This window comes from Pseudescherichia sp. (genome assembly GCF_031987975.1).
In the GTDB taxonomy this organism is placed as follows: Bacteria; Pseudomonadota; Gammaproteobacteria; order Enterobacterales; family Enterobacteriaceae; genus Pseudescherichia.
Window position 1 is genome coordinate 370,966 of record NZ_DALZYX010000003.1, and the last position, 23,192, is coordinate 394,157.

General features: G+C 56.9%; 20 protein-coding genes, 1 pseudogene and 1 other annotated feature. Of the genes and pseudogenes, 5 read left to right on the forward strand and 16 right to left on the reverse strand.

Annotation, left to right across the window (positions count from 1 at the left end; translation table 11 throughout):
• The 4 genes and pseudogenes from lspA to RTN40_RS07585 form a co-directional block, all read right to left on the reverse strand.
• Positions 1 to 501: a signal peptidase II gene (gene lspA / locus RTN40_RS07570; protein WP_312227930.1), complete on the reverse strand. Its 501-nt coding sequence runs from the start codon at positions 499 to 501 to the stop codon at positions 1 to 3.
• Complete coding sequence (gene ileS, locus RTN40_RS07575) at positions 501 to 3,317, reverse strand: isoleucine--tRNA ligase (protein WP_312227931.1); 2,817 nt, start codon at positions 3,315 to 3,317, stop codon at positions 501 to 503. Before ileS ends, lspA begins: the two co-directional genes overlap by 1 nt.
• A gap of 38 nt (positions 3,318 to 3,355) precedes the next feature.
• Positions 3,356 to 4,294, reverse strand: coding sequence for a bifunctional riboflavin kinase/FAD synthetase (gene ribF / locus RTN40_RS07580; protein ID WP_312227932.1), 939 nt, complete (start codon positions 4,292 to 4,294; stop codon positions 3,356 to 3,358).
• Between the two features lie 7 nt (positions 4,295 to 4,301).
• Positions 4,302 to 4,542 (reverse strand): annotated as a pseudogene (locus RTN40_RS07585) (DUF2575 domain-containing protein).
• 79 nt (positions 4,543 to 4,621) lie between these two features.
• Between RTN40_RS07585 and rpsT the strand changes: the two are divergent.
• Positions 4,622 to 4,885, forward strand: a complete 264-nt coding sequence (gene rpsT / locus RTN40_RS07590; RefSeq protein WP_312227933.1) for a 30S ribosomal protein S20 — start codon at positions 4,622 to 4,624, stop codon at positions 4,883 to 4,885.
• Positions 4,886 to 4,951: 66 nt separating this feature from the next.
• Here the strand turns inward: rpsT and nhaA are convergent, their stop codons facing one another.
• The 3 genes from nhaA to dnaK all read right to left on the reverse strand — a co-directional run bounded on the left by nhaA (position 4,952) and on the right by dnaK (position 9,387).
• A complete protein-coding gene (gene nhaA, locus RTN40_RS07595; RefSeq protein WP_312227934.1) occupies positions 4,952 to 6,124 on the reverse strand; it encodes a Na+/H+ antiporter NhaA in 1,173 nt (390 codons plus the stop codon).
• A 125-nt stretch (positions 6,125 to 6,249) separates the two neighbouring features.
• Positions 6,250 to 7,386: a molecular chaperone DnaJ gene (dnaJ, locus tag RTN40_RS07600; protein ID WP_312227935.1), complete on the reverse strand. Its 1,137-nt coding sequence runs from the start codon at positions 7,384 to 7,386 to the stop codon at positions 6,250 to 6,252.
• A gap of 84 nt (positions 7,387 to 7,470) precedes the next feature.
• Positions 7,471 to 9,387, reverse strand: coding sequence for a molecular chaperone DnaK (gene dnaK / locus RTN40_RS07605; RefSeq protein WP_312227936.1), 1,917 nt, complete (start codon positions 9,385 to 9,387; stop codon positions 7,471 to 7,473).
• A gap of 337 nt (positions 9,388 to 9,724) precedes the next feature.
• Here dnaK and msyB point away from each other — a divergent pair, with 337 nt between their 5' ends.
• Together msyB and satP are read left to right on the forward strand one after the other, a co-directional pair.
• Positions 9,725 to 10,438 carry an acidic protein MsyB gene (gene msyB, locus RTN40_RS07610; RefSeq protein ID WP_312227937.1) on the forward strand — a complete coding sequence of 238 codons (714 nt, stop codon included), beginning with the start codon at positions 9,725 to 9,727 and terminating at the stop codon, positions 10,436 to 10,438.
• Positions 10,439 to 10,585: 147 nt separating this feature from the next.
• Entirely contained in the window at positions 10,586 to 11,152 is a 567-nt protein-coding gene (gene satP / locus RTN40_RS07615; RefSeq protein WP_312227938.1) for an acetate uptake transporter, read from the forward strand.
• 42 nt (positions 11,153 to 11,194) lie between these two features.
• Here satP and RTN40_RS07620 read toward each other — a convergent pair whose 3' ends face one another.
• The 3 genes from RTN40_RS07620 to tal all read right to left on the reverse strand — a co-directional run bounded on the left by RTN40_RS07620 (position 11,195) and on the right by tal (position 14,276).
• Complete coding sequence (locus tag RTN40_RS07620; protein WP_312227939.1) at positions 11,195 to 12,499, reverse strand: MFS transporter; 1,305 nt, start codon at positions 12,497 to 12,499, stop codon at positions 11,195 to 11,197.
• A gap of 127 nt (positions 12,500 to 12,626) precedes the next feature.
• A complete protein-coding gene (gene mog / locus RTN40_RS07625) occupies positions 12,627 to 13,214 on the reverse strand; it encodes a molybdopterin adenylyltransferase (RefSeq protein ID WP_312227940.1) in 588 nt (195 codons plus the stop codon).
• 108 nt (positions 13,215 to 13,322) lie between these two features.
• On the reverse strand, positions 13,323 to 14,276 hold the full coding sequence (tal, locus tag RTN40_RS07630) for a transaldolase (RefSeq protein WP_103818494.1): 954 nt from the start codon (positions 14,274 to 14,276) through the stop codon (positions 13,323 to 13,325).
• A 193-nt stretch (positions 14,277 to 14,469) separates the two neighbouring features.
• Here tal and RTN40_RS07635 point away from each other — a divergent pair, with 193 nt between their 5' ends.
• Complete coding sequence (locus RTN40_RS07635) at positions 14,470 to 15,900, forward strand: sodium:alanine symporter family protein (protein WP_312227941.1); 1,431 nt, start codon at positions 14,470 to 14,472, stop codon at positions 15,898 to 15,900.
• Positions 15,901 to 15,994: 94 nt separating this feature from the next.
• Positions 15,995 to 16,768 (forward strand): peroxide stress protein YaaA, encoded by a 774-nt coding sequence (gene yaaA / locus RTN40_RS07640; protein WP_312227942.1) that lies wholly within the window; start codon positions 15,995 to 15,997, stop codon positions 16,766 to 16,768.
• A 23-nt stretch (positions 16,769 to 16,791) separates the two neighbouring features.
• Here yaaA and RTN40_RS07645 read toward each other — a convergent pair whose 3' ends face one another.
• From RTN40_RS07645 to RTN40_RS07670, 6 genes are all read right to left on the reverse strand, one after another.
• Positions 16,792 to 17,085: a DUF2502 domain-containing protein gene (locus RTN40_RS07645; RefSeq protein WP_312227943.1), complete on the reverse strand. Its 294-nt coding sequence runs from the start codon at positions 17,083 to 17,085 to the stop codon at positions 16,792 to 16,794.
• A 226-nt stretch (positions 17,086 to 17,311) separates the two neighbouring features.
• Complete coding sequence (thrC, locus tag RTN40_RS07650) at positions 17,312 to 18,598, reverse strand: threonine synthase (protein ID WP_312227944.1); 1,287 nt, start codon at positions 18,596 to 18,598, stop codon at positions 17,312 to 17,314.
• 3 nt (positions 18,599 to 18,601) lie between these two features.
• Positions 18,602 to 19,531, reverse strand: coding sequence for a homoserine kinase (gene thrB, locus RTN40_RS07655; RefSeq protein ID WP_312227945.1), 930 nt, complete (start codon positions 19,529 to 19,531; stop codon positions 18,602 to 18,604).
• 1 nt (position 19,532) lies between these two features.
• A complete protein-coding gene (gene thrA / locus RTN40_RS07660; RefSeq protein ID WP_312227946.1) occupies positions 19,533 to 21,995 on the reverse strand; it encodes a bifunctional aspartate kinase/homoserine dehydrogenase I in 2,463 nt (820 codons plus the stop codon).
• Positions 21,996 to 22,019: 24 nt separating this feature from the next.
• Positions 22,020 to 22,137 (reverse strand) — a sequence feature (Thr leader region).
• A complete protein-coding gene (gene thrL / locus RTN40_RS07665; protein ID WP_103818806.1) occupies positions 22,076 to 22,144 on the reverse strand; it encodes a thr operon leader peptide in 69 nt (22 codons plus the stop codon). (Overlaps the previous feature by 62 nt.)
• Positions 22,145 to 22,354: 210 nt before the next feature.
• Positions 22,355 to 23,041, reverse strand: a complete 687-nt coding sequence (locus RTN40_RS07670) for a tRNA/rRNA methyltransferase (RefSeq protein ID WP_312227947.1) — start codon at positions 23,039 to 23,041, stop codon at positions 22,355 to 22,357.
• Between the last annotated feature and the right edge of the window lie 151 nt (positions 23,042 to 23,192).

Below are 23,192 nucleotides of genomic sequence, written 5' to 3' on the forward strand. Positions count from 1 at the left end.
CTATGCCGCTTTTTTCTTCGCCGCTGAAGGAATAAAACCCTCCAGCACGATTAACGCCGCACCGATACAGATCGCTGTATCGGCAAGGTTAAAGGTTGCGAAGTGCCAGTCGCCAACGTAGAAGTCGATCATATCGACCACGAAGCCGTGCCACAGGCGATCAAACAGATTACCCAGCGCGCCGCCAATAATCAGCGCGTAGGCGATGTTGTTCAGCTTCTGCGATGCCTTTGCGCGGTACATCATCACCGCCAGCACCACGCAGATGCCAATGGCGATCCCGGCGAAGAACCAGCGCTGCCAGCCGCCTTTATCAGCGAGGAAGCTAAACGCCGCGCCGTAGTTGCGCGCATAGTGCAGATTAAGCGACGGGAACAGTGAAACCGTCTCCCCCAGGTTGAAATTCTGGAGGATCAGGAATTTACTGCCCAGATCGATAATCAGCACGACTACCACCAGCCACAGCCAGCGTAGCCCTGTTGAAAAGATCGGTTTACTCATCAGGCGAACTTACGTTTTTCGCCGTCACCGGCGACGTTAACCACACAGCGTCCGCAAATTTCTGCGTGTTCCGCCACCTTACCGACGTCGGTCGTGTAGTGCCAGCAGCGCTGACACTTCTCACCTTCGGCCTTGCTAAGCGTGACCTTCAGCCCTTTGAGCAGTTCGCTCTGCTGGGCTTCGGCCGGCGCGTTAGTATAGTCTTCAACCTTCGCACCGGAGGTCAACAGGATGAATCGCAATTCATCGCCCAGCGCCGTCAGCTTCGCCGCCAGCTCAGGCTCTGCGTAGAGCGTCACCGCTGCTTCCAGCGAACCGCCTACCTTTTTATCGGCGCGCGCCTGCTCGATAACTTTGTTCACCTCGCCACGGACCTTCAGCAACTCGCTCCAGTAAGCATCGTTCATGGCTTCGGTTTCGGCCAGGCCAAACAGCCCTTCATACCACTCACCGGTAAAGACATACTGCTCGCGATCGCCAGGCAGGTAGCCCCAGATCTCATCGGCAGTGAAGGACATGATCGGTGCCATCCAGCGCACCAGCGCCTCGGCGATGTGGTACAGCGCGGTCTGGCAGCTGCGACGGGCAACGCTGTCCGCTTTCGCGGTGTACTGGCGATCTTTGATGATGTCGAGGTAGAACGAACCCATTTCGATGGAGCAGAAGCGCATCAGGCGCTGCACCACCTCATGGAAGTCGTACGATTCGTACGCCTTGAGGATATCCTCCTGCGCGGCTTTGGCACAGCCTACCGCCCAGCGATCCAGCACCACCATCTCTTCCGGTTGCACCATGTCTTTTGCCGGATCGAAACCGTTGAGGTTCGCCAGCAGGAAGCGCGCGGTGTTACGGATACGGCGATAGCTGTCGGCGGCACGCTTGAGGATCTCATCCGATACCGCCATCTCGCCGGTGTAGTCCGTCGAGGCTACCCACAGACGCAGAATATCCGCGCCCAGCTTGTTCATCACGTCCTGCGGCGAGACGGTGTTGCCGATAGATTTCGACATCTTGCGTCCCTGACCGTCCACGGTGAAGCCGTGGGTCAGCACCTGGCGATACGGCGCCTTACCTTTCATGGCGGTGGAGATCATCAGGGAAGACATGAACCAGCCGCGATGCTGGTCAGAACCTTCCAGATACATATCCGCTGCGTGGCCAGCAAACTCAGGGCGCACGTCTACTACTGAGGAGTGGGTAGAGCCAGAGTCAAACCAGACGTCCAGCGTATCCGGCACCTTCACATAGTTGTCGGCATCGTCACCCATGATGTCGCGCGGATCGAGATCCCACCACGCCTGGATACCGTCCTCTTCAACGCGTTTAGCTACCGCTTCAATCAGCTCCTGCGTGCGCGGATGCAGCTCTTCGGTATCCTTGTGCACGAACAGCGACATCGGTACGCCCCAGGTACGCTGACGGGAGATACACCAGTCAGGGCGGTTGGCAACCATCGATTCGATACGCGCCTGGCCCCAGTCCGGGATCCACTGCACGCCTTTGATCTCTTTCAGAGACTGCTCGCGCAGGCCCTTCTGATCCATGCTGATAAACCACTGCGGGGTGGCACGGAAGATGATCGGCGTTTTGTGACGCCAGCAGCACGGGTAGCTGTGGACCAGCTTCTCCAGATGCAGAAGCGCGCCCTTCTCCGTCAGCAGCTCGGTGATGAGGTTGTTGGCTTTAAAGACGTTCACGCCGTCCAGCGTCGGGTAGGTTCCCGGCAGATAGCAGCCGTCCGGACCCACCGGGTTCGCGGTTTCGAGTCCATATTTCTGACCGATCACGTAGTCGTCCGGGCCGTGGCCAGGAGCGGTATGCACCGCACCGGTACCGGCGTCGAGGGTCACGTGGTCGCCAAGGATTGCCGGCACGTCAAAGCCCATAAACGGATGGGTAAAGCGCATCAGCTCCAGCTCGCTGCCTTTAACCGTACCGAGGATGCTGTACTCCGCCACGCCGATGCGTTTCATTACGCTCTCAACCAGATCTTTGGCAAGGATCAGCGCCTGGCCGTCGATCTGCACCAGCGCATACTCAAACTCAGGCGACAGGGAGATAGCGCGGTTCGCCGGCAGCGTCCACGGGGTGGTGGTCCAGATCACCAGCGAGATCGGGCCGCTCACGCCCGGCAGACCGAATTTCGCTTTTACCGCATCCTGGTCAGCAGCCTGGAAAGCAACGTCGATAGATGGAGAGGTTTTGTCATAGTACTCCACCTCAGCCTCGGCCAGCGCGGAGCGGCAGTCAACGCACCAGTGCACCGGCTTCGCGCCTTTGTGCAGATGGCCATTGCCGATGATCTTGCCCAGCGCACGGATGATATTGGCTTCGGTTTTGAAGTCCATGGTCAGGTACGGATGCGCCCAGTCGCCCAGCACGCCCAGACGGATAAAGTCTTCCCGCTGGCCGTTAACCTGCGCGGCAGCGTACTCGCGGCACTTGGCGCGGAACTCGGCGGCGGTGAACTTCTCGCCCGGCTTGCCGTACTCCTGCTCTACCTTCAGCTCAATCGGCAGACCGTGACAGTCCCAACCCGGCACGTAAGGCGAATCGAAGCCCGCCAGCCCTTTGGACTTGACGATAATGTCTTTCAGAATCTTGTTAACCGAGTGACCAATATGAATGCTGCCATTCGCATAAGGAGGGCCATCATGCAGAATGAAGGTTTTTTTGCCTTTTTTCGCGGCACGGATGATGCCGTACAGGTCATCATCGTTCCAACGCGCCAGCATTCCCGGTTCGCGTTTGGCGAGATCGCCACGCATCGGGAACCCTGTTTCCGGCAAATTCAGGGTTGATTTAAAGTCACTCATCAGATTCTCGGTTCCGTATTTAAAAACGTGTTTAGCCATTACGCCAGGTTTGATAACCCAAATAACTCGCGGGCGGTTAACTCATCTTTGGCAATTTGCGCCTTCAGCTCATCCAGCGAGGCAAATCGCTTTTCGCTGCGGATCTTTTTTCGCAGCACTACTTCTATATGGCGGCCATAAAGGTCCATTACAACGTCCAGCAGATGGACTTCCAGCTGCTGGCGCACGCCTTTGACCGTGGGGCGGGTACCAATGTTGGCCACGCCGGGCAGCGGCTTATCGCCCAGACCCATCACTTCCACCGCATAGACCCCTTTTACCGGGGAGACCTGACGGCGCAGCGGAACGTTTGCCGTCGGGAAGCCGATGGTGCGTCCCAGCGCATCGCCATGCACGACGCGGCCGGAGATGGAGAATGGATGCCCCAGCAGGCTCTCGGCAAGCGGCAGGTCGTCCTCTGCCAGCGCCTGGCGCACCGCCGTGCTGCTGATGCGCACGCCGCCTTCGCAGAAGGTTTGGGTACTGGTGACGTCAAAGCCATACTCCAGGCCAGCCTTCTGTAATAACAAGAAATCGCCCTGCCGACCAGCACCAAAGCGGAAATCGTCGCCGACGGCAAGAAAGCGCACGCCCAGGCGATCCACCAGCAGGTCGCTGACAAAGTTCTGCGCCGTCAGGGCAGCAAAGCGGCGATCGAAACGCACGCAGAGCACGTAGTCAACGCCGCACTCGGCCAGGTAGCGCAGCTTTTCACGCAGGCGCGTCAGACGGGCCGGGGCTTTATCGCCAGCAAACAGCTCTAGCGGCTGCGGTTCAAACATCATCACTACCACCGGCAGGCCGCGCTTGCGCCCCTCTGCATTCAGGCAGCGTAGCAGCGCCTGATGCCCCCGGTGCACGCCGTCAAAATTACCAATAGTCAGCACACACCCTTGCGGGGCCTGGCTGAGGTTATGTATGCCGCGTATCAGCTTCATCTCTGGCTCAAAACAGTGAAAATCGTCCGAGTATACCTTGTACAGCGTTTAAGGTTAACCGGCGATTGGCTTCGTAAAACAGAAAGCGCTAAGGATTTCATCGCGCTGTCTGCCTGCATTAAGAAAAACTCGTGTTTCACAGCGATTTTTGTCGTAGAAAGGCTGTATTCATCACCAGCAAGCTGGTAGAATCTTGCGCCATCACACGTAACGAGCGTCGCAACGTAGCGCCGCTTATTTGCACAAATCCATTGACAAAAGAAGGCTGAAAGGGCATATTCCTCGGCCTTTGAATTGTCCACATAGATCATATTTGGGAGTTGGACCTTGGCTAATATCAAATCAGCTAAGAAGCGCGCCGTTCAGTCTGAAAAGGCACGCAAGCACAACGCAAGCCGTCGCTCTATGATGCGTACTTTCATCAAGAAAGTATACGCAGCGATTGAAGCTGGCGACAAAGCAGCTGCACAGAAAGCATTTAACGAAATGCAACCGATCGTGGATCGTCAGGCCGCTAAAGGTCTGGTCCACAAAAACAAAGCAGCGCGCCATAAGGCTAACCTGACCGCGCAGATCAACAAAATGGCTTAATCGCCACCCGTTGAGCTTTGTTAAAAAAACCCGCCAAGGCGGGTTTTTTTACGTCTGGACTATGGACTATGCAACCGCTGGCACTTTAAAACGCGCCCGTAGCAGCGTATAGCCAATCACCGCCGACAATAACGAACCGGTCAGGATACCCAGCTTCGCCCAGTCCACCAGCTCGGGATCGATACCGTCAAACGCCAGGTTAGTGATAAAGATAGACATCGTGAAGCCGATGCCGCACAGCACGCCAACGGCCATGATCTGGTTAAACTGCGCGCCATGCGGCAGCTTTGCCAGTCCCAGACGCAGCGCCAGCCAGGTAAAGAGGGTAATACCCAGCGGCTTGCCGATAAGCAGCCCGGCAATAATCCCCAGCGGCAGCATTGAGGCCAGCCCGCTCAGCGTTACGCCCTGCAGCGGGACTCCTGCATTAGCAAAGGCGAACAGCGGCAGGATCAGCCAGCCGACCCATGGATGAAGCACATGCTCCAGCTGGCGGGAAGGTGATACGCCCTCTTCTTTCGTCAGTGGGATAAAGAACCCAAGGATCACCCCGGCGATGGTGGCATGCACGCCCGACTTCAGTACCGCGGTCCAGAGCACCAGGCCTACCAGAATATAGAGTCCAGTGCGCCGTACGTTAAGAGCATTCATTATCGCCAACACTACTACCGCCAGCGCGGCGACGCCCAGCGACACCATTGACAGCTCGCTGGTATAGAACAGCGCGATAATAATGATGGCACCCAGGTCATCGATAATCGCCAGCGCCATCAGGAAGATCTTCAGAGCTGGCGGAATGCGACTACCCAGCAACGCCAGCACGCCCAGCGCAAAGGCGATATCGGTCGCGGTAGGGATCGCCCAGCCATGGCTGACCACCGGATCGTGAGCGTTAAACAGCAGGAAAATTAGCGCCGGAACAACCATGCCGCCCAGGGCAGCAATGACCGGGAACATCGCCTGATGGCGGCTAGCCAGCGCGCCCTGTACCAGTTCGCGCTTCACCTCAAGGCCGACCAGCAGGAAGAAGACGGCCATCAGCGCATCGTTAATAAACAGCAGCATGTTTTTATTGATGTCGAGCGGCCCGGCCCTGAACTGCACCGGCAGCTCAAGGAAAGTATTATAAATCTCTTTAGTGGCACCAAGATTGGCGCAAAGCATCGCCAGCAGAGCGGCAACGATGAGCGTCACACCCCCGGACGCATCGCTGTTGATAAAGCGGCGCAAATGTTTCACAACGGCTCCTTCTGTATAATTTACTAATCGTCTGAAACAGTTTAACCGCCTCGATCGCCAGGGGACAGAAATAATGAAAAAGCCTGGGAGTAACCCCAGGCTTTAATGAACGCAGACGCTAGTGCTTAGCGCGTCAGGTCGTCAAAGAACTTCTTTACGCCGTCGAAGAAGCTTTTGGAGCGCGGGCTGTTATGTTCGCCCGTTGGACCACCGAAGCTCTCCTGAAGATCCTTCAGCAGCTGCTTCTGCTTCTCGTTGAGGCCAACCGGCGTCTCAACCACCACGCGGCACAGCAGGTCGCCCTGCGCGCCACCGCGTACCGATTTCACGCCCTTACCGCGCATGCGGAACAGCTTGCCGGTTTGGGTTTCGCTCGGGACCTTCAGGTTAACACGACCGTCCAGCGTCGGAACCTCAATCTCACCGCCCAGCGCCGCCATGGCAAAGTTGATCGGCACTTCGCAGTAAAGGTTGTTACCTTCACGCTCGAAAATCGGGTGCTGCTTCACCTGTACCTGAACGTACAGATCGCCTGCCGGTGCGCCGTGCTCCCCTGCTTCCCCCTCGCCAGAGAGGCGGATACGGTCGCCGGTATCGACGCCTGCCGGGATCTTCACCGACAGGGTTTTGCTCTTCTCAACGCGGCCGTGACCGTGGCACTTGTTGCACGGATCTTTGATCAGCGTACCGCGCCCCTGACAGTGCGGACAGGTCTGCTGAACCGCAAAGAAGCCCTGGCGCATCTGCACCTGGCCGGAGCCGTGACAGGTTGGACAGGTCTGCGGCTGGGTACCCGCTTTCGCACCGCTGCCATGACAGATGTCGCACTCTTCCAGCGTCGGGATGCGGATCTCTTTGGTGACGCCGCGAACGGCCTCTTCCAGAGTCAGCTCCATGTTGTAGCGCAGGTCTGCTCCACGCGCTGCGCGCTGGCGACCGCGACCACCGCCAAAGATATCGCCGAACACGTCGCCAAAGATATCGCTAAAGTCAGCGCCGCCGCCACCAAAACCGCCGCCGCCGCCCATGCCGCCCTGCTCAAACGCGGCGTGGCCGTACTGATCGTAGGCCGCACGCTTCTGCGCGTCGGTCAGAACTTCGTACGCTTCTTTAATCTCTTTAAATTTGGCTTCGGCCTCTTTATCGCCCTGGTTACGGTCCGGGTGATACTTCATCGCCAGACGCTTATAGGCCTTTTTGATTTCACGCTCTTCCGCACTTTTCGGAACGCCTAAAATCTCGTAGTAATCTTGCTTTGCCATTTGGTTATCTGCCCCTAACATGCGAGCACGGGCGGAGAGGAAACCTCTACGCCCGTGCTGGTTTTCTACCCTACATCAGGGCGATTATTTTTTATCTTTAACTTCTTCGAACTCAGCGTCGACTACGTCGTCATCTTTCGCGTTGTTCGCAGAAGCGTCAGCGCCGCCGGCCTGCTGCTGGGCGTGCTGCTGCTGAGCGATCTCCATCAGCTTCTGGGAAACCTGCGCCAGCGCCTGCATTTTCGCTTCGATATCGGCTTTGTCTTCGCCTTTCAGCGAGGTTTCCAGCGCGCTCAGTGCAGACTCGATAGCAGTTTTGTCGTCAGCCGGCAGCTGATCGCCTGCTTCCGTAACCTGCTTACGGGTGCTGTGCAGCAGGTGGTCACCCTGGTTGCGGGTCTGAACCAGCTCTTCAAACTTACGGTCAGACTCGGCGTTAGCTTCCGCATCCTGAACCATTTTCTGGATCTCATCTTCGTTGAGGCCAGAAGAGGCTTTGATAGTGATCTTCTGCTCTTTACCGCTGTTTTTGTCTTTTGCGGAGACGTGCAGAATACCGTCGGCGTCAATGTCGAAGGTCACTTCGATCTGCGGCATGCCGCGCGGTGCCGGGTTAATACCGTCGAGGTTGAACTGGCCCAGCGATTTGTTATCGCCTGCACGTTTACGTTCACCCTGCAGCACATGGATGGTTACCGCAGACTGGTTATCTTCCGCAGTAGAGAACACCTGGCTGTGCTTGGTCGGGATAGTGGTGTTCTTGTTGATCAGCGCAGTCATCACGCCACCCATGGTTTCGATACCCAGGGAGAGCGGAGTTACGTCGAGCAGCAGAACGTCTTTTACATCACCGGTCAGCACGCCGCCCTGAACCGCAGCACCAATTGCCACTGCTTCATCCGGGTTAACGTCTTTACGCGGCTCTTTACCAAAGAACTCAGCAACTTTCTTCTGCACCATCGGCATACGCGTCTGACCACCGACCAGGATGACATCCTGAATATCAGAGACAGAGAGACCCGCATCCTGCAGCGCAACCTTCAGCGGCTCGATAGAACGGTTCACCAGGTCTTCTACCAGGCTTTCCAGTTTCGCACGGGTCACTTTAATGTTCATGTGTTTCGGACCGGTCGCGTCTGCGGTGATATACGGCAGGTTCACGTCGGTCTGCTGAGCAGAAGAAAGCTCAATTTTTGCTTTCTCTGCGGCTTCTTTCAGGCGCTGCATCGCCAGCGGGTCGTTACGCAGGTCGATGCCCTGATCTTTCTTAAATTCATCAACGAGGTAGTTGATCATGCGGCTGTCGAAGTCTTCACCACCCAGGTGAGTATCACCGTTGGTTGCCAGCACTTCGAAGGTTTTCTCACCATCAACTTCGTCGATTTCGATAATAGAGATATCGAAAGTACCGCCGCCGAGGTCATATACCGCGATGGTACGGTTGCCTACTTCTTTATCCAGACCATAAGCCAGCGCAGCAGCGGTCGGTTCGTTGATGATACGTTTGACTTCCAGACCCGCGATACGGCCAGCATCTTTAGTTGCCTGACGCTGAGCATCGTTGAAGTATGCAGGTACGGTGATAACCGCTTCAGTTACTGGTTCGCCCAGGTAATCTTCAGCCGTTTTCTTCATTTTCTTCAGCACTTCAGCAGAGATCTGCGGCGGCGCCATTTTCTGGCCCTTCACATCGATCCATGCGTCGCCGTTGTCAGCACCGATAATTTTATACGGCATGATGGCCTCATCACGCTGTACTTCTTCGTCCTGGAAGCGGCGACCGATCAGGCGTTTAATCGCAAACAGGGTGTTTTGCGGGTTTGTCACTGCCTGACGTTTAGCCGGTTGACCCACCAGAGTTTCACCGTCCTGGGTATAAGCAATGATTGACGGCGTGGTGCGATCGCCTTCGGCGTTCTCCAGCACACGTGCAGTGGTGCCATCCATAATCGCTACACAAGAGTTGGTAGTACCCAGGTCGATACCAATAATTTTACCCATCTAAACGTCTCCACTAAAAATTTGTTCATCATGTGGTTGTGAATCTGTAATAGGGGCGAAACGTGCGGTTTCAACTGCCCCGATCTGTTTTTTTTCAGACTCACCACTTCGGTTGACTACAAGATGGGGACGTAACGCAACGCATCAAGGGGCGGGGCCGAAAAATTTTTTTTCGTTTTACCTCTCTTCACATAACACATTCACTCAACCAATTAAGAAGAGAAAATAATTCAAAGTAAAAATGCAATAAAAAGAAAAGATTAGTTTCATTAACCCTCTGTTTATAAGGTTATTATGGAGGCTGGCAAAGGACCATTAATCCAGCAAAGAGAAGACAATGGAGATCAGATATCTAAACGACGAGGATTTAGACTTTCTTCGGCACTGCAGCGAAGAGCAGCTGGCCGAGCTGACTCGTTTACTTACCCATAATGATAAAGGAAAGGCTCGCCTGTCGGGTTCCCTGCAGCGCAATGAGCTGTTCAGGTCGATGGAGGGTCACCCTGAGCAGCATCGCTGCAACTGGCGGCTGATCGCTGGCGAGCTACAGCATTACGGCGGCGACAGCATCGCCAACAGACTTCGCGGTCATGGCAAGCTCTACCGCACCATTCTGCTGGACGTGACGAAACGGCTAAAGCTTAAGGCGGATAAAGAGAGCACAACCTTTGAAATTGAGCAGGCGCTGCTGACCCACTTTTTGCGTAACGCCTGGCAGAAGATGGATGCCGAACAAAAGCAGGAATTTCTGCAGGCGGTCGAGGCAAAAGTGTCTGAGCTTGAAGAGCTGCTGCCGCTGCTGCTTGAAGATCCCGCCTTGGCGAAAGGTGTCTCTCATCTGCTCTCCAGCCAGCTGGCCCGCATTCTGCGCACCCATGCAGCCATCAGTGTTATCGGTCATGGGCTGGTACGCGGAGCCGGGCTTGGCGGCCCGGTGGGAGCGGCGTTTAACAGTGTTAAGGCCGTGAGCGGCAGTGCCTATCGGGTCACCATTCCCGCCGTGTTACAGATTGCCTGCCTGCGGCGGATGAACGCCGTTGCACAGACCTGATCCCCTCTGCCAAAAAATTATTTCATTTCACCCTGTTCAGATCATAGACAGCGTCATTGCCGCTCATTATGATGCCGCGCCCCGCCTTCACTATCCTTTGGCGGGGCCTTTACTTTCACCATTTTTATGATGATTTTTTGGGGATTTATGGGCGACACTAAGTTGGCTAATCCGGCTCCGCTGGGCTTAATGGGCTTCGGCATGACCACTATTCTGCTTAACCTGCACAATATTGGCATGTTCCCACTGGATGGCGTTATCCTGGCAATGGGCATCTTCTACGGCGGCATCGCGCAAATTTTTGCCGGGCTGCTGGAATATAAAAAAGGCAATACCTTTGGCTTAACCGCCTTTACCTCTTACGGCTCCTTCTGGCTGACGCTGGTCGCGATCCTGCTTATGCCGAAAATGGGTCTGGCAGAGGCGGCCAACGGCCACTTCCTCGGCGTCTACCTGGGTATCTGGGGCGTCTTTACCCTGTTTATGTTCTTCGGCACGCTGAAAGGCGCGCGCGTATTGCAGTTCGTGTTCCTGAGCCTGACGGTGCTGTTTGCGCTGCTGTGCGTGGGACACCTGGCGGATAACGAAAGCATTGTCCACATCGCGGGCTGGGTTGGCCTGGTCTGCGGCGCAAGCGCAATCTATCTGGCAATGGGTGAAGTGCTGAATGAGCAGTACGGTCGTACCGTATTGCCGATTGGCGAAAGGATCTAATGATAAAGCCCGGCGGCGCATGCGTTTGCCGGGCTTAAACACTCAAGAATGTTGTAACGACTCTTCTACTACATCATCATAGTTCAGATCCTGCCGCAGCCAGATCCCTAACCCTAATCCCACCAGCGCCAGGGCCAGCACGTACCAGGCCGGGGCCAGCGGCGAGACGCCCATCAGCAGGGTGACAGCAATCGGCGTCAGTCCGCCAAAGATGGCGTAAGAGACGTTGTAGGAGAAGGAGATCCCGGTAAAACGCACTTCGGCCGGAAAGGCCCGCACCATGACGTAGGGCACCGCCCCTACTACCCCGACACCCAGCCCCGCCAGGCCATAGAGTAGAGAGAGGTACTCCGGGTGCGTACCGGCGAAGTGATAGAAAATACCGCTGGTGCAAGCCAACAGAATGCTACCAACGATAAAGGTTCTGCTCGCCCCGAAGCGATCGGCCGACAGCCCGGCCAGCAGGCAGCCGATGCAGAGCATGATGGTGGCCACGCTGTTAGCCTGCAGGGTCAGCGCCGGGGCAAGGCCGTACTGCTTTTGCAGCCACACCGGCGACATCAGGATCACCACCACGATACAGGCGGAGAGCAGCCAGGTGAGCAGCATTGAGATCGCCACCGCCTTCTTATGCTTTACCACCACCGCCTTCACCGGCAGCTCCTGGGCCAGGGCTTTACGCTGCTGCATCTCCAGGAAGATCGGCGTCTCCTGCAGCCAGCGGCGCAGGTACATCGCCACCAGACCAAACGCGCCGCCGAGCAGGAACGGAATGCGCCAGCCAAATTCGTGCAACATCTCCGGGGTCATGGTGCGATTCACCACCGTGGCAACCACCGATCCCAGCAGGATGCCTACGGTCAACCCCGCCGTCAGGGTACCGCAGGCGATGCCGATCCGGCGGGCAGGCACGTGTTCAGCAACAAAAACCCATGCGCCCGGCACCTCGCCACCGATCGCCGCCCCCTGTAAAAGACGCATGAGCAGCAGGAGCAGCGGCGCGGCAATACCAATGGAGGCATAGGTCGGCAGCAGGCCAATCGCCAGCGTTGGCACCGCCATCAGCAAAATGCTCAGGGTAAACATCTTTTTACGCCCAACCAGATCGCCAAAGTGCGCCATGATAATGCCGCCCAGCGGGCGCGCCAGATAACCTGCGGCAAAGATGCCGAAGGTCTGGACCTGACGCAGCCACTCGGGAATATCTGCCGGGAAGAACAGCGCACCGACAACGGCGGCAAAGAAGACGAAGATAATGAAATCGTAAAACTCCAGCGCGCCGCCAAGGGCAGCGAGCGAGAGCGTTTTATAATCCTGGCGATTCAGCGGGCGTGCGATTTCAGACATAGCGAACTCTGTGCAAAGAGGGGGTGAATGAATATATTTCTACGGCTTATGTAAAGTTAAAATTACTATATCGTAAAAATATCAATACGCCACACCCTGCACGGCTTATACTAAAAAAGCGTTTTTTTCAGGAGATTGTTTCACGCCTCGCGCTCTTAGGCCGAAAAGCTGCTACCACGTCTGGATTAGTTTCCACATAAGGCCCTTCAAGCAGCTGTAAACAATACGGTACGCTGGCAAAGATACCAGGCACAACGACCTTGCCATCACTCTCTTTAACGCCTTCCAGCGTCTCCTGGATCGATTTCGGCTGGCCCGGCAGATTGAGGATCAGTGCCTGCTTGCGGATCACCCCTACCTGGCGCGACAGGATCGCGGTGGGCACAAAGTGCAGGCTGATCTGCCGCATCTGCTCCCCAAAGCCCGGCATCTGGCGATCGGCAACGGCAAGCGTCGCGTCGGGCGTGACGTCCCGGCGTGCTGGTCCCGTGCCGCCGGTGGTCAGGACCAGATGGCAGCTCATCTCATCCACTAGCTCGCACAGCGTCTGCTCAATGATTGCCTGCTCGTCCGGAATAAGACGGGTTTCGATAGTAAAAGGGGTAGTAAGGGCGGAGGCCAGCCAGGCTTCAAGGGCAGGAATACCTTTATCCTGATAGACGCCGCTGGAGGCGCGGTCGGAGACTGAGACTAAGCCGATGCGTAATGTATTCATAGCATTTCCGTTCAAACAATATCGATACGGGAATGATACACGCAGAGAGGAACAACAGACAGGATCGAAAAGGAGTAGCGTGACCGGAGACCCGGCCACGCAGAAGGATTACAGCAGATCGCCGATCATGGTTTCCAGTTTACCCTGGTCAACGGCAAACTTGCGGATACCGTCCGCCAGCTTGTCTACGGCCATCGGATCCTGGTTATGCTCCCACAGGAACTCGGCTTCGGTGATACGCTCCGGACGCGCTTTCACTTCACCGCTGAAGGAGAGCTTACGCTCTACCGTACCTTCACTCTCTGCCAGCTCTTTCAGCAGCGCAGGGGCGATAGTCAGGCGGTCACAGCCTGCCAGCTCAATGATTTCACCGACGTTACGGAAGCTTGCGCCCATGACGACGGTCTCATAGCCGTGCTGCTTGTAGTATTCATAGATTTCGGTCACGGAGACGACGCCCGGATCTTCAGAGGCCGCGTACTCTTTCTTGTCGGTATTAGATTTGTACCAGTCAAGGATACGGCCCACGAACGGCGAAATCAGGAACACGCCCGCTTCAGCACAGGCGCGCGCCTGGGCGAAGGAGAACAGCAGGGTCAGGTTACAGTTGATGCCCTCTTTCTCCAGCTGCTCAGCGGCACGAATGCCCTGCCAGGTGGAGGCCAGCTTGATGAGGATACGATCGTTGCTGATGCCTGCGTCGTTGTAGAGCTTGATCAGGCGCTTGGCTTTGGCAATGGAGCCTTCAGTGTCATAGGAGAGACGTGCGTCTACTTCAGTAGAGATACGGCCCGGCACCAGCTTGAGGATCTCCAGACCGATGTTCACCGCCAGTTTATCGGAGGCGTCAACGATCTGCTGCGCGCGGTCGCTGCTCTGGCTTTTTGCCCAAGTCACGGCGTCGTCAATCAGCTTGCGGTATTCGGGGATCTGGGCGGCGTTCAGGATCAGAGAAGGGTTGGTTGTAGCATCCTGCGGCTGATACAGCTTCATTGCCGCAATGTCTCCAGTGTCGGCCACCACGGTGGTGAACTGACGCAGGGAGGTCAATTTATCCGTCATAATTGCGTTTCTCTTTAAACAGCGTGTTAGGGGGATGTAACCGGTCTTCCCTGATGATATCACGACGCACTGCCAGCGCAACCGTAGACAGTGCCCTATCCTGGAGTATGGTAAACTCGCTCAACAACGCGTAGCGCCGCCTGAAAATGGCAGCGTTTACACTAGCTTAGCGGCATGAACAAGAGGAATGTGAATGCCAGATTTTTTCCTGTTTATCAATGAAATACTCTGGGGTTCGGTGATGATCTACCTGCTTATTGGGGCAGGGATCTGGTTTACCGTACGTACGGGATTTATTCAGTTTCGCTATCTTCGCCACGTCGGCAAAAGTCTGAAAAACAGCGTGACGCCCCAGCCTGGCGGGCTGACCTCGTTCCAGGCGCTCTGTATCAGCCTCGCTGCCCGCGTCGGCAGCGGCAACCTGGCGGGCGTGGCGCTGGCGGTCTCCGCTGGCGGGCCGGGCGCAGTGTTCTGGATGTGGGTCTCCGCGCTGATCGGCATGGCGACCGCCTTTGCCGAATGCGCGCTGGCACAGCTCTATAAAGAGCGTGACGAGCATAACCAGTTTCGCGGCGGCCCCGCCTGGTACATCACTCGCGGTCTGGGCATGCGCTGGATGGGCATTGTATTCGCCCTCTTCCTGCTGCTGATCTATGGCCTTATTTTCAACACCGTCCAGTCCAACGCTGTGGCTCATGCCCTGCGCTACGCCTGGGGAATACCGGAGCTGCTCAGCGGCATACTTTTAGCAATCACTACCCTGCTGCTAATTATGCGCGGCATTCGTGACGTCGCCCGAATAATGCAGTGGTTGGTTCCGGCTATGACGCTGGTGTGGGTGCTCGCCAGCCTGCTGATCAGCGCCTGGCACGTTGAACAGCTGCCCGGCATCGTCAACGCCATCTTCCGCTGCGCCTTCGGCTGGCACGAGGCGGCAGCGGGCGCGCTCGGCTACACCGTCAGCCAGGCGCTGACCAGCGGCTTTCAGCGTGGCATGATGTCGAACGAGGCGGGCATGGGCACGACCCCCAATGCGGCGGCGGCGGCGGCATCCTGGCCTCCGCACCCAGCCGCGCAGGGGATTGTGCAGATGATTGGTGTTTTTACCGATACCATCATCGTCTGTACCGCCAGCGCGCTCATCGTCCTGCTGGCCAACAAGTCGGCGGTCCCTACCACGCTAAACGGTATTGAGCTGGTGCAGCTGGCGATGGTCTCTCTGACCGGCAGCTGGGCCGCCGGATTTGTCGCCGTGATCACCCTGCTGTTTGCCATCACCACCATCGTGGTGAACTACATCTATGCCGAAAACAACCTGATCTTTCTGCGCCTGCACAATGCACGTAACCTCTGGCTGCTGCGTGTCGGTACGCTGCTGATGGTGATAACCGGATCGCTGCTCAGCCTGCCGATGGTCTGGCAGCTGGCGGACGTGATAATGGCGCTGATGGCGATTGTTAACCTCAGCGCCATCCTGCTGCTGTCGCCGGTGGTGCGCATCATCGCCAATGACTATCTGCGCCAGCGCAGGCTGGGGGTACGGCCGGTGTTTAACCCTCAACGCTACCCGGAGATCCAACGTCAGCTGGCTCCCGGCGCGTGGGATAACCTACAGGACCGTTAGGATGGCAATCACAACTATCGATCAACGCAGGCGCTTTTTTTGCTAAAGTCCGTTTTTTGCCAAAGTCTGCGCAAATTTTCCCAGAGGAGTGGACATGCTGATCCTGATCTCTCCGGCCAAGACGCTGGATTACCAAAGCCCGCTGGCAACCCAGCGCTATACGCAGCCGGTGCTGCTGGACCATTCCCAGCAGCTGATTGACGTTGCCCGCCAGCTCTCCGCGCCGCAAATCAAAACCCTGATGGGCATCAGCGATAAGCTGGCCGATCTTAATGCGACCCGCTTTCACGACTGGCAGCCGGACTTCACCCCTGACAATGCACGTCAGGCAATTCTGGCCTTTAAGGGCGATGTCTATGCCGGTATGCAGGCTGAGACCTTCAGCGACGACGATTTTACCTTCGCCCAGCAGCACCTGCGGATGCTCTCAGGTCTCTACGGCGTGCTGCGTCCGCTCGACCTGATGCAGCCCTACCGTCTGGAGATGGGTATTCGCCTGCAAAATCCGAAAGGCAGCGATCTCTATCAGTTCTGGGGGGACACGATTACTCAAACGCTCAACGAGGCGCTGGCGGCTCAGGGGGATAACATTATCGTTAACCTGGCCTCGGATGAGTATTTCCGGGCGGTGAAGCCGAAGCAGCTCGACGGCGAGATCGTCAAGCCAGTCTTCCTTGATGAGAAAAACGGCACCTTTAAGGTGATCAGTTTCTATGCCAAGAAAGCGCGCGGGCTAATGAGCCGCTACATTATTGAAAACCGCCTGACCACGCCGGAGCAGCTCAAGGCGTTTGATGTGGATGGCTACGTCTTTGATGAAGAGACGTCGAAAAAGAACGAGCTGGTCTTTAAGCGTCGCGAGCGCTAAGCGCGCCCGCGTCGCAGCTGTTATCAGTGATGGTGACGGTCTGGGCCATGGCCCAGATGGCGGCCGTTATCGTGATGAAAGTCACGACGGTCCGGACGATGCGGCTGCCAGCGGTTCTCTCGCCACTCGTAGTGCTTTTTCCAGTAGCCGTGGTCACGCCAGTGGCCGCCGTCCCAGTAGTTACCGCTGTTGTCGCGATCGCCAATCTGCAGTTTCACCGACGGCAGTAGGGTAAGCTCTGCTGCCTGAGCCGCCATCGGAGCAACGGCCAGCATGGAGAGGGCGAGGATCAGAGGTTTTAAAATGGGCTTCAACATGGGTAACTCCTTACTTCTTTTTTTGGCCCGTTGTGGGCTGATGTAAGAAGATTACGTAATTCGTTATCGCGTTGTTATTCTCTGCAATCCTAATCTGTAAGTTACCGCATTTATTGGGAATTTCTGCTTTTTCTCTGCAATATTTCTCCTTTTTTCCTACACATTTGAATGTAAAAAAGCCCGGTGGCGGCGACGCCTTACCGGGCCTACAGGATGGGAGATACGCTTACGCTTTTTGCATCATCAGCTCGCGCAGGGCGGCGAAGTCAGCCGGCAGGCTGTGGGAGAGCAGCGGCAGATCCGCACGCTCCGCCAGCGCGGCGGGCAGATCCAGCGTATCGCCAAGGATCGCTTCGACGCTCTCTTTAAACTTCGCCGGATGTGCAGTACCGAGGAACAGGCCGTACTCGCCCGGATTCAGCTGGTCGCGCAGCGCGCGGTAGGCCACCGCCGCGTGCGGCTCGGAGAGGTATCCCTTCTCTTTCAGCTCCAGCATGGTGGCTTTGGTCACGTCGTCATCGATGGCAGCATAGCCCAGTTCGTTCAGACGCCAGATCTTACGGCGGAACAGCTCCTCCACGCGCGGCCAGTTGTTCGGCTGGCTGACATCCATGGCGTTGGAGAGGGTCGCCAGGGTCGCGTTCGGGCTCCACTCTCCTGCTTTCAGGAAGCGCGGCACGGTGTCGTTGGCGTTGGTGGCGGCAATAAAGCGCTTCACCGGCAGGCCCAGCGATTTTGCCAGCAGGCCAGCGGTGAGATCGCCAAAGTTACCGCTCGGTACGGAGATCACCAGCTGGTTACGCGCTTCCTGTGGCAGCTGCGCTACCGCTTCGAAGTAGTAGCAAATCTGCGCCAGCAGGCGGCTGATGTTGATCGAGTTTGCCGAGTTCAACCCTAGCTTCTGCTTCAGCTCTTCATCATCAAAGGCTTGCTTGACCAGCGCCTGGCAGGCGTCAAAATCGCCGTCGATAGCGACCGTCTCGATGTTGCCACCCAGGGTGCAGAACAGTTTCTCCTGCAGCGGGCTGATTTTACCCTGCGGATAGAGGATCACCACGCGCACGTTTTTCAGGCCGTAGAAGGCGTGAGCCACGGCTGCGCCGGTATCACCGGAGGTCGCGGTGAGAATAGTCACCGGCTTATCGCCGCTGATATGGGTCAGCATCTGCGCCATAAAGCGGCCGCCGAAGTCTTTAAACGCCAGCGTCGGACCGTGGAACAGTTCCAGGCAGCCGATGTCATCTTCAACTTTGCTCACCGGTGCCGGGAAGGTAAACGCCGTGCGCACGCGCTCTTCCAGCAGCTCCTGCGGGATCTCATCCCCAATAAAGGCTGCCAGGATCTTTGCGCTACGGCTGACGAAATCCTGCTCCAGCATCTCGTCGATTTCAGTCAGGTTAAACTCGGGCAGATCGTGCGGGAAGAAAAGTCCCTGCTGTTTGCCCAGCCCCTGCGTTACCGCCTGGGCAAAGGAGACCTGCTCGTTGTGATCTTTAAGGTTGTAGAGTTTCATTAATTATCCCAGTACGCGTGCGCCCGCTGTATCCAGCCGGCAAATATGAACAAAGCCTTCCTGATTCTGCAGATAGTGTTTACCCAGCCAGTCTGCTACGCGCTGCGCGGTGTCCGGCTTGTCGCAGAGCGCGAACAGCGTCGGCCCCGACCCGGAGATACCGCTCGCCAGCGCGCCAATCTCTGCTACCGCCTGACGCGCCTCTTTAAAGCCCGGCAGCAGGCGGGCGCGGTACGGCTCGGCAATCACGTCTTTCATCAGCTTCGCGGCCAGCTGCGGCTGACGAGAGTAGCAGGCATGAATAAACCCGGCCAGATGCCGCCCGTGGGCGATGCAGTCCTGGCGGCGGTACTGCGCGGGTAAAATCGCGCGCGCCTCTGCCGTGGAGACCTTGATCCCCGGGTAGGCCAGCACCCACAGCCACTCATCAAAGCCTGGCACCTGCTGGCTAATAATGCCGTTCTCTTCGATCATCAGCTGCATGCCGCCGAGGAAACAGGGAGCCACGTTATCGTAATGAATGCTGCCGGAGATCCGCCCCTCCAGCTCGCCCATCAGCGCCAGCAGGCGCGTATCGTTGAGCGGCTTGCCGCAGTGCTCGTTCATCGCCACTAGCGCAGCGACCACGGAGCAGGCGCTCGAGCCTAAACCCGAGCCAATCGGCATATTTTTTTCCAGCGTCATCGCCACCGGGATCGTTTTACCTACCTCCTGGCAGAAACGTTCCCAGCACTGATAGACAATATTTTCCCGCGGTTCCGGGGGGAGCTTATCCGCAAAGCGTCCCACGTTGTGCAGACTAAAACGCTCGTCCGTCTCCACCGTCACCACGTCGCCCAGCAGGGAACCATCAACCGGCGTGACCGCCGCCCCAAGCACATCGAAGCCAACGCTCATATTGGCGCTGGAGGCCGGGGCATACACTTTCACCATGTTAAACTCCTAACTTCCATGAGAGGGTGCGCAGCAGATCGGCAAAAACGCCTGCCGCCGTCACATCGTTGCCTGCACCGTAACCGCGCAACACCAGCGGCAGCGGTTGATAGTAGTGGCTGTAAAACGCCAGCGCGTTCTCACCGTTTTTCACTTTATAGAGTGGATCGTTGCCGTCCACCTCGGCGATCTTCACCCGACAGACGCCATCCTCTTCGATATTGCCGACGTAGCGCAGAACTTTGCCCTCATCGCGCGCTTTTGCTACCCGAGCGGCAAAGGCGTCGTCAAGCTGCGGCAGACGGGCCATAAAGCTGCTTACATCGCCGCTGTCGTCAAAGCTTGCCGGCAGCACCGGCTCGATTACGATATCGGTCAGCTCCAGTTCGCGCCCCGTCTCACGGGCGAGGATCAGCAGCTTGCGCGCTACGTCCATGCCGGAGAGATCGTCTCGTGGATCCGGCTCGGTATAGCCCAGATCCCGGGCGATGCCGGTCGCCTCAGAGAGGCTCATCCCTTCATCCAGCTTACCGAAAATAAAGGAGAGTGACCCGGACAGGATCCCGGAGAAACGCTGTAATTCATCCCCGGCGTTAAGCAGGTTTTGCAGGTTTTCAATGACCGGCAGCCCTGCCCCAACGTTAGTGTCGTAGAGGAACTTACGACGCGACCCGGCGGCGGCGTGGCGCAGCTGGTGGTAGTAGTCCATTGACGAGGTGTTGGCTTTCTTGTTTGGGGTGACCACGTGGAAGCCTTCACGCAGGAAGTCGGCGTACTGATCGGCCACCGCCTGGTTGGAGGTACAGTCAACGATCACCGGATTAAGCAGATGATACTCTTTTACCAGGCGGATCAGACGGCCCAGATTGAACGGCTCTTTCGCCTCCGCCAGCTCTGCCTGCCAGTTCTCAAGGTTCAGGCCGTGTACGTTGGTCAGCAGCGCCTTTGAGTTTGCCACGCCGCAGACCCGTAGATCGATATGCTTGCCCTTCAGCCAGCTCTGCTGACGCTTGAGCTGATCCAGCAGCGCGCCGCCAACGCCGCCGACGCCAATCACGAATACCTCAATCACCTGGTCGGTATTGAACAGCATCTGATGGGTAACACGTACGCCAGTGGTGGCGTCATCGTTGCTCACCACCACCGAGATTGAGCGCTCGGAGGAGCCTTGGGCAATCGCCACGATGTTGATATTGGCGCGCGCCAGCGCGGCGAAGAATTTTGCCGAAATGCCGCGCAGGGTACGCATGCCGTCACCAACGACGGAGATAATCGCCAGTCGCTCCATCACCGCCAGCGGCTCCAGCAGCCCCTCTTTTAACTCGAGATAGAACTCATCTCCCAGCGCCCGGCGCGCACGGGCGCAGTCGGCCTGCGGCACGCAGAAGCTGATGCTGTATTCGGATGAGGATTGGGTAATCAGCACCACCGAGATCCCGGCGCGCGACATGGCGGCAAATACCCGCGCCGCCATCCCGACCATCCCTTTCATGCCGGGGCCGGAGACGCTGAACATCGCCATGTTATTGAGGTTAGAAATCCCCTTAACCGGCAGGCCGTCGTCGTCGGAGGTGGCGCCAATCAGCGTACCGGGTGCCTGCGGGTTACCGGTATTTTTAATCAGGCAGGGGATCTGGAACTGGGCGATAGGGGTAATGGTACGCGGGTGCAGCACCTTAGCACCGAAGTAGGATAGCTCCATCGCCTCCTGGTAGGACATTGACTTCAGCAGTCGGGCATCGGGTACCTGGCGCGGATCGCAGGTGTAGACGCCGTCAACGTCGGTCCAGATTTCACAGCAGTCGGCGCGCAGGCAGGCAGCCAGCACGGCGGCAGAGTAGTCAGAGCCGTTACGCCCCAGCACCACCAGCTCACCCTTCTCATTGCCGGCGGTGAACCCTGCCATCAGGATCATATGGTCTGTGGGGATCTGGCTGGCGGCGATGCGGCGGGTAGATTCGGCGATATCAACGGTGGATTCGAGATAGTGGCCTACGGCGAGCAGTTTTTCCACCGGATCGATAACCGAGACCTTGTGCCCTCTGGCCTCCAGCAGTCCGGCCATAATGGCGATGGAGAGTTTTTCTCCCCGACAGATGATGGCGGCGTTGATGCTGTCCGGGCACTGGCCCAGCAGGGCGATCCCATGCAGAACGTGTTTAATTTGTGCGAACTCTTGCTCAACCTGCTGTTTCAGCCGGACAAGGGGGAAACCGGGCTGAACCTCGGCCAGGCCTGCAAGCAGGTCGGCAAAAATGTGCTCTGCGTCGCTGATGTTAGGTACGGCATCCTGGCCACCGATGGTCTTCTCAATCATCGCCACCAGGTGGTTGGTAATTTTGGCCGGGGCAGACAGCACGGTCGCAACCTGCCCCTGCCTGGCATTGCTCTCCAGAATTTCGGCAACACGCAGAAAACGTTCTGCATTTGCCACTGACGTACCGCCGAACTTCAACACTCGCATGGTATTACCCCTTGATTTTTGCTCGAAAAAAAAGCCCGCACTGTTCAGGTGCGGGCTTTTTTCTGTGTTTCCTGTACGCGTCAGCCCGCACCGTTACCTGTGGTAATGGTGGTGGTGGTAATAATTGTCAGCGTGCTGATGCGATTCATGGATGTTGTGTGCTCTGTAATTTTATCTGTCTGTCTTGTATAGCTATACGGTTAAAGTATATCCCTGCCTGAGTCAATGAATTTCTGCTTTTTGCCCTTTTCATCACCTGCGCAGGTCGCGCTGCGTTGACCGCACTTTTCTCCGCACTCTTACCGTCAGCAAAAGCAATATCAGCCTCTTTGACCATAACAAAAAACTATGACAGCATTTTATTCTGCAAGTTTTTTTTCGATATCGTGCAGCAAACGATGCAGCATTGCCGTATCCCGCTGCTCAAACAGACCCAGCCGCTGTTCCAGCCAGTCGGCCAGTTTTACGTCATCCCCCACCTCCAGCTTACCGAGTAACGATCGCGCTCGCAGACGCAGCGCCTTAAGTTGCGCTTCGCCTTGGGCCACCACCGGCTCACTTCGCTGTTGCATTAACGATGCTAACTGGTAGCAGTAGACCATCACCGCCTGGCCGAGATTCAACGATGGATAGTCGGCGACCATCGGCACGCCGGTAAGGATATCGGCGAGGGCCAGTTCGTCGTTGGTTAAGCCTGAATCTTCCCGGCCAAATACCATCGCAGCATGGCTCATCCACTGGCGCTTCTCCTCAAGTAGCGGCACCAGTTCCGCGGGCGTGGCATAGTAGTGAAACTTTGCCCGGCTGCGGGCGGTAGTGGCAACCGTAAAATCGACGTCGGCGAGCGCAGCGGCCAGGGTAGGGAAAACCGTTGCGTTATCAATAACATCACCGGAGCCGTGAGCAACCCAGCGCGCGCTCTCCTGCCGGTGCGCCTCGCTGTCCACAATGCGTAGGTCGCTAAAGCCCATAGTCTTCATGGCCCGGGCCGCCGCGCCGACGTTCTCAGGCCTGGCGGGTGAAACTAACACTATTGATACACGCATGGGTTACTCTCTGGTTTGCCCCTTAACGGGGTAGAAAGACAATCAACATCAAGTTATTACGCATCACAAATTTACAAAAACGTAACAGAAATCACTGAATTTGCTTCAGGGAAAGCTTAAACATTACTACACTGTTTACTGGGTTAATTAG

What these genes read in the sequence shown, in the direction of transcription:
- yaaA (WP_312227942.1), top strand. Translation starts at nt 15,995, where the DNA reads ATGCTGATCCTGATCTCTCCGGCCAAGACGCTGGATTACCAAAGCCCG.
- tal (WP_103818494.1), bottom strand. Translation starts at nt 14,276, where the DNA reads ATGACGGATAAATTGACCTCCCTGCGTCAGTTCACCACCGTGGTGGCC.
- dnaK (WP_312227936.1), bottom strand. Translation starts at nt 9,387, where the DNA reads ATGGGTAAAATTATTGGTATCGACCTGGGTACTACCAACTCTTGTGTA.
- dnaJ (WP_312227935.1), bottom strand. Translation starts at nt 7,386, where the DNA reads ATGGCAAAGCAAGATTACTACGAGATTTTAGGCGTTCCGAAAAGTGCG.
- RTN40_RS07620 (WP_312227939.1), bottom strand. Translation starts at nt 12,499, where the DNA reads ATGTCTGAAATCGCACGCCCGCTGAATCGCCAGGATTATAAAACGCTC.
- mog (WP_312227940.1), bottom strand. Translation starts at nt 13,214, where the DNA reads ATGAATACATTACGCATCGGCTTAGTCTCAGTCTCCGACCGCGCCTCC.
- RTN40_RS07670 (WP_312227947.1), bottom strand. Translation starts at nt 23,041, where the DNA reads ATGCGTGTATCAATAGTGTTAGTTTCACCCGCCAGGCCTGAGAACGTC.
- RTN40_RS07635 (WP_312227941.1), top strand. Translation starts at nt 14,470, where the DNA reads ATGCCAGATTTTTTCCTGTTTATCAATGAAATACTCTGGGGTTCGGTG.
- lspA (WP_312227930.1), bottom strand. Translation starts at nt 501, where the DNA reads ATGAGTAAACCGATCTTTTCAACAGGGCTACGCTGGCTGTGGCTGGTG.
- ribF (WP_312227932.1), bottom strand. Translation starts at nt 4,294, where the DNA reads ATGAAGCTGATACGCGGCATACATAACCTCAGCCAGGCCCCGCAAGGG.
- ileS (WP_312227931.1), bottom strand. Translation starts at nt 3,317, where the DNA reads ATGAGTGACTTTAAATCAACCCTGAATTTGCCGGAAACAGGGTTCCCG.
- thrA (WP_312227946.1), bottom strand. Translation starts at nt 21,995, where the DNA reads ATGCGAGTGTTGAAGTTCGGCGGTACGTCAGTGGCAAATGCAGAACGT.
- thrC (WP_312227944.1), bottom strand. Translation starts at nt 18,598, where the DNA reads ATGAAACTCTACAACCTTAAAGATCACAACGAGCAGGTCTCCTTTGCC.
- thrB (WP_312227945.1), bottom strand. Translation starts at nt 19,531, where the DNA reads ATGGTGAAAGTGTATGCCCCGGCCTCCAGCGCCAATATGAGCGTTGGC.
- msyB (WP_312227937.1), top strand. Translation starts at nt 9,725, where the DNA reads ATGGAGATCAGATATCTAAACGACGAGGATTTAGACTTTCTTCGGCAC.
- RTN40_RS07645 (WP_312227943.1), bottom strand. Translation starts at nt 17,085, where the DNA reads ATGTTGAAGCCCATTTTAAAACCTCTGATCCTCGCCCTCTCCATGCTG.
- satP (WP_312227938.1), top strand. Translation starts at nt 10,586, where the DNA reads ATGGGCGACACTAAGTTGGCTAATCCGGCTCCGCTGGGCTTAATGGGC.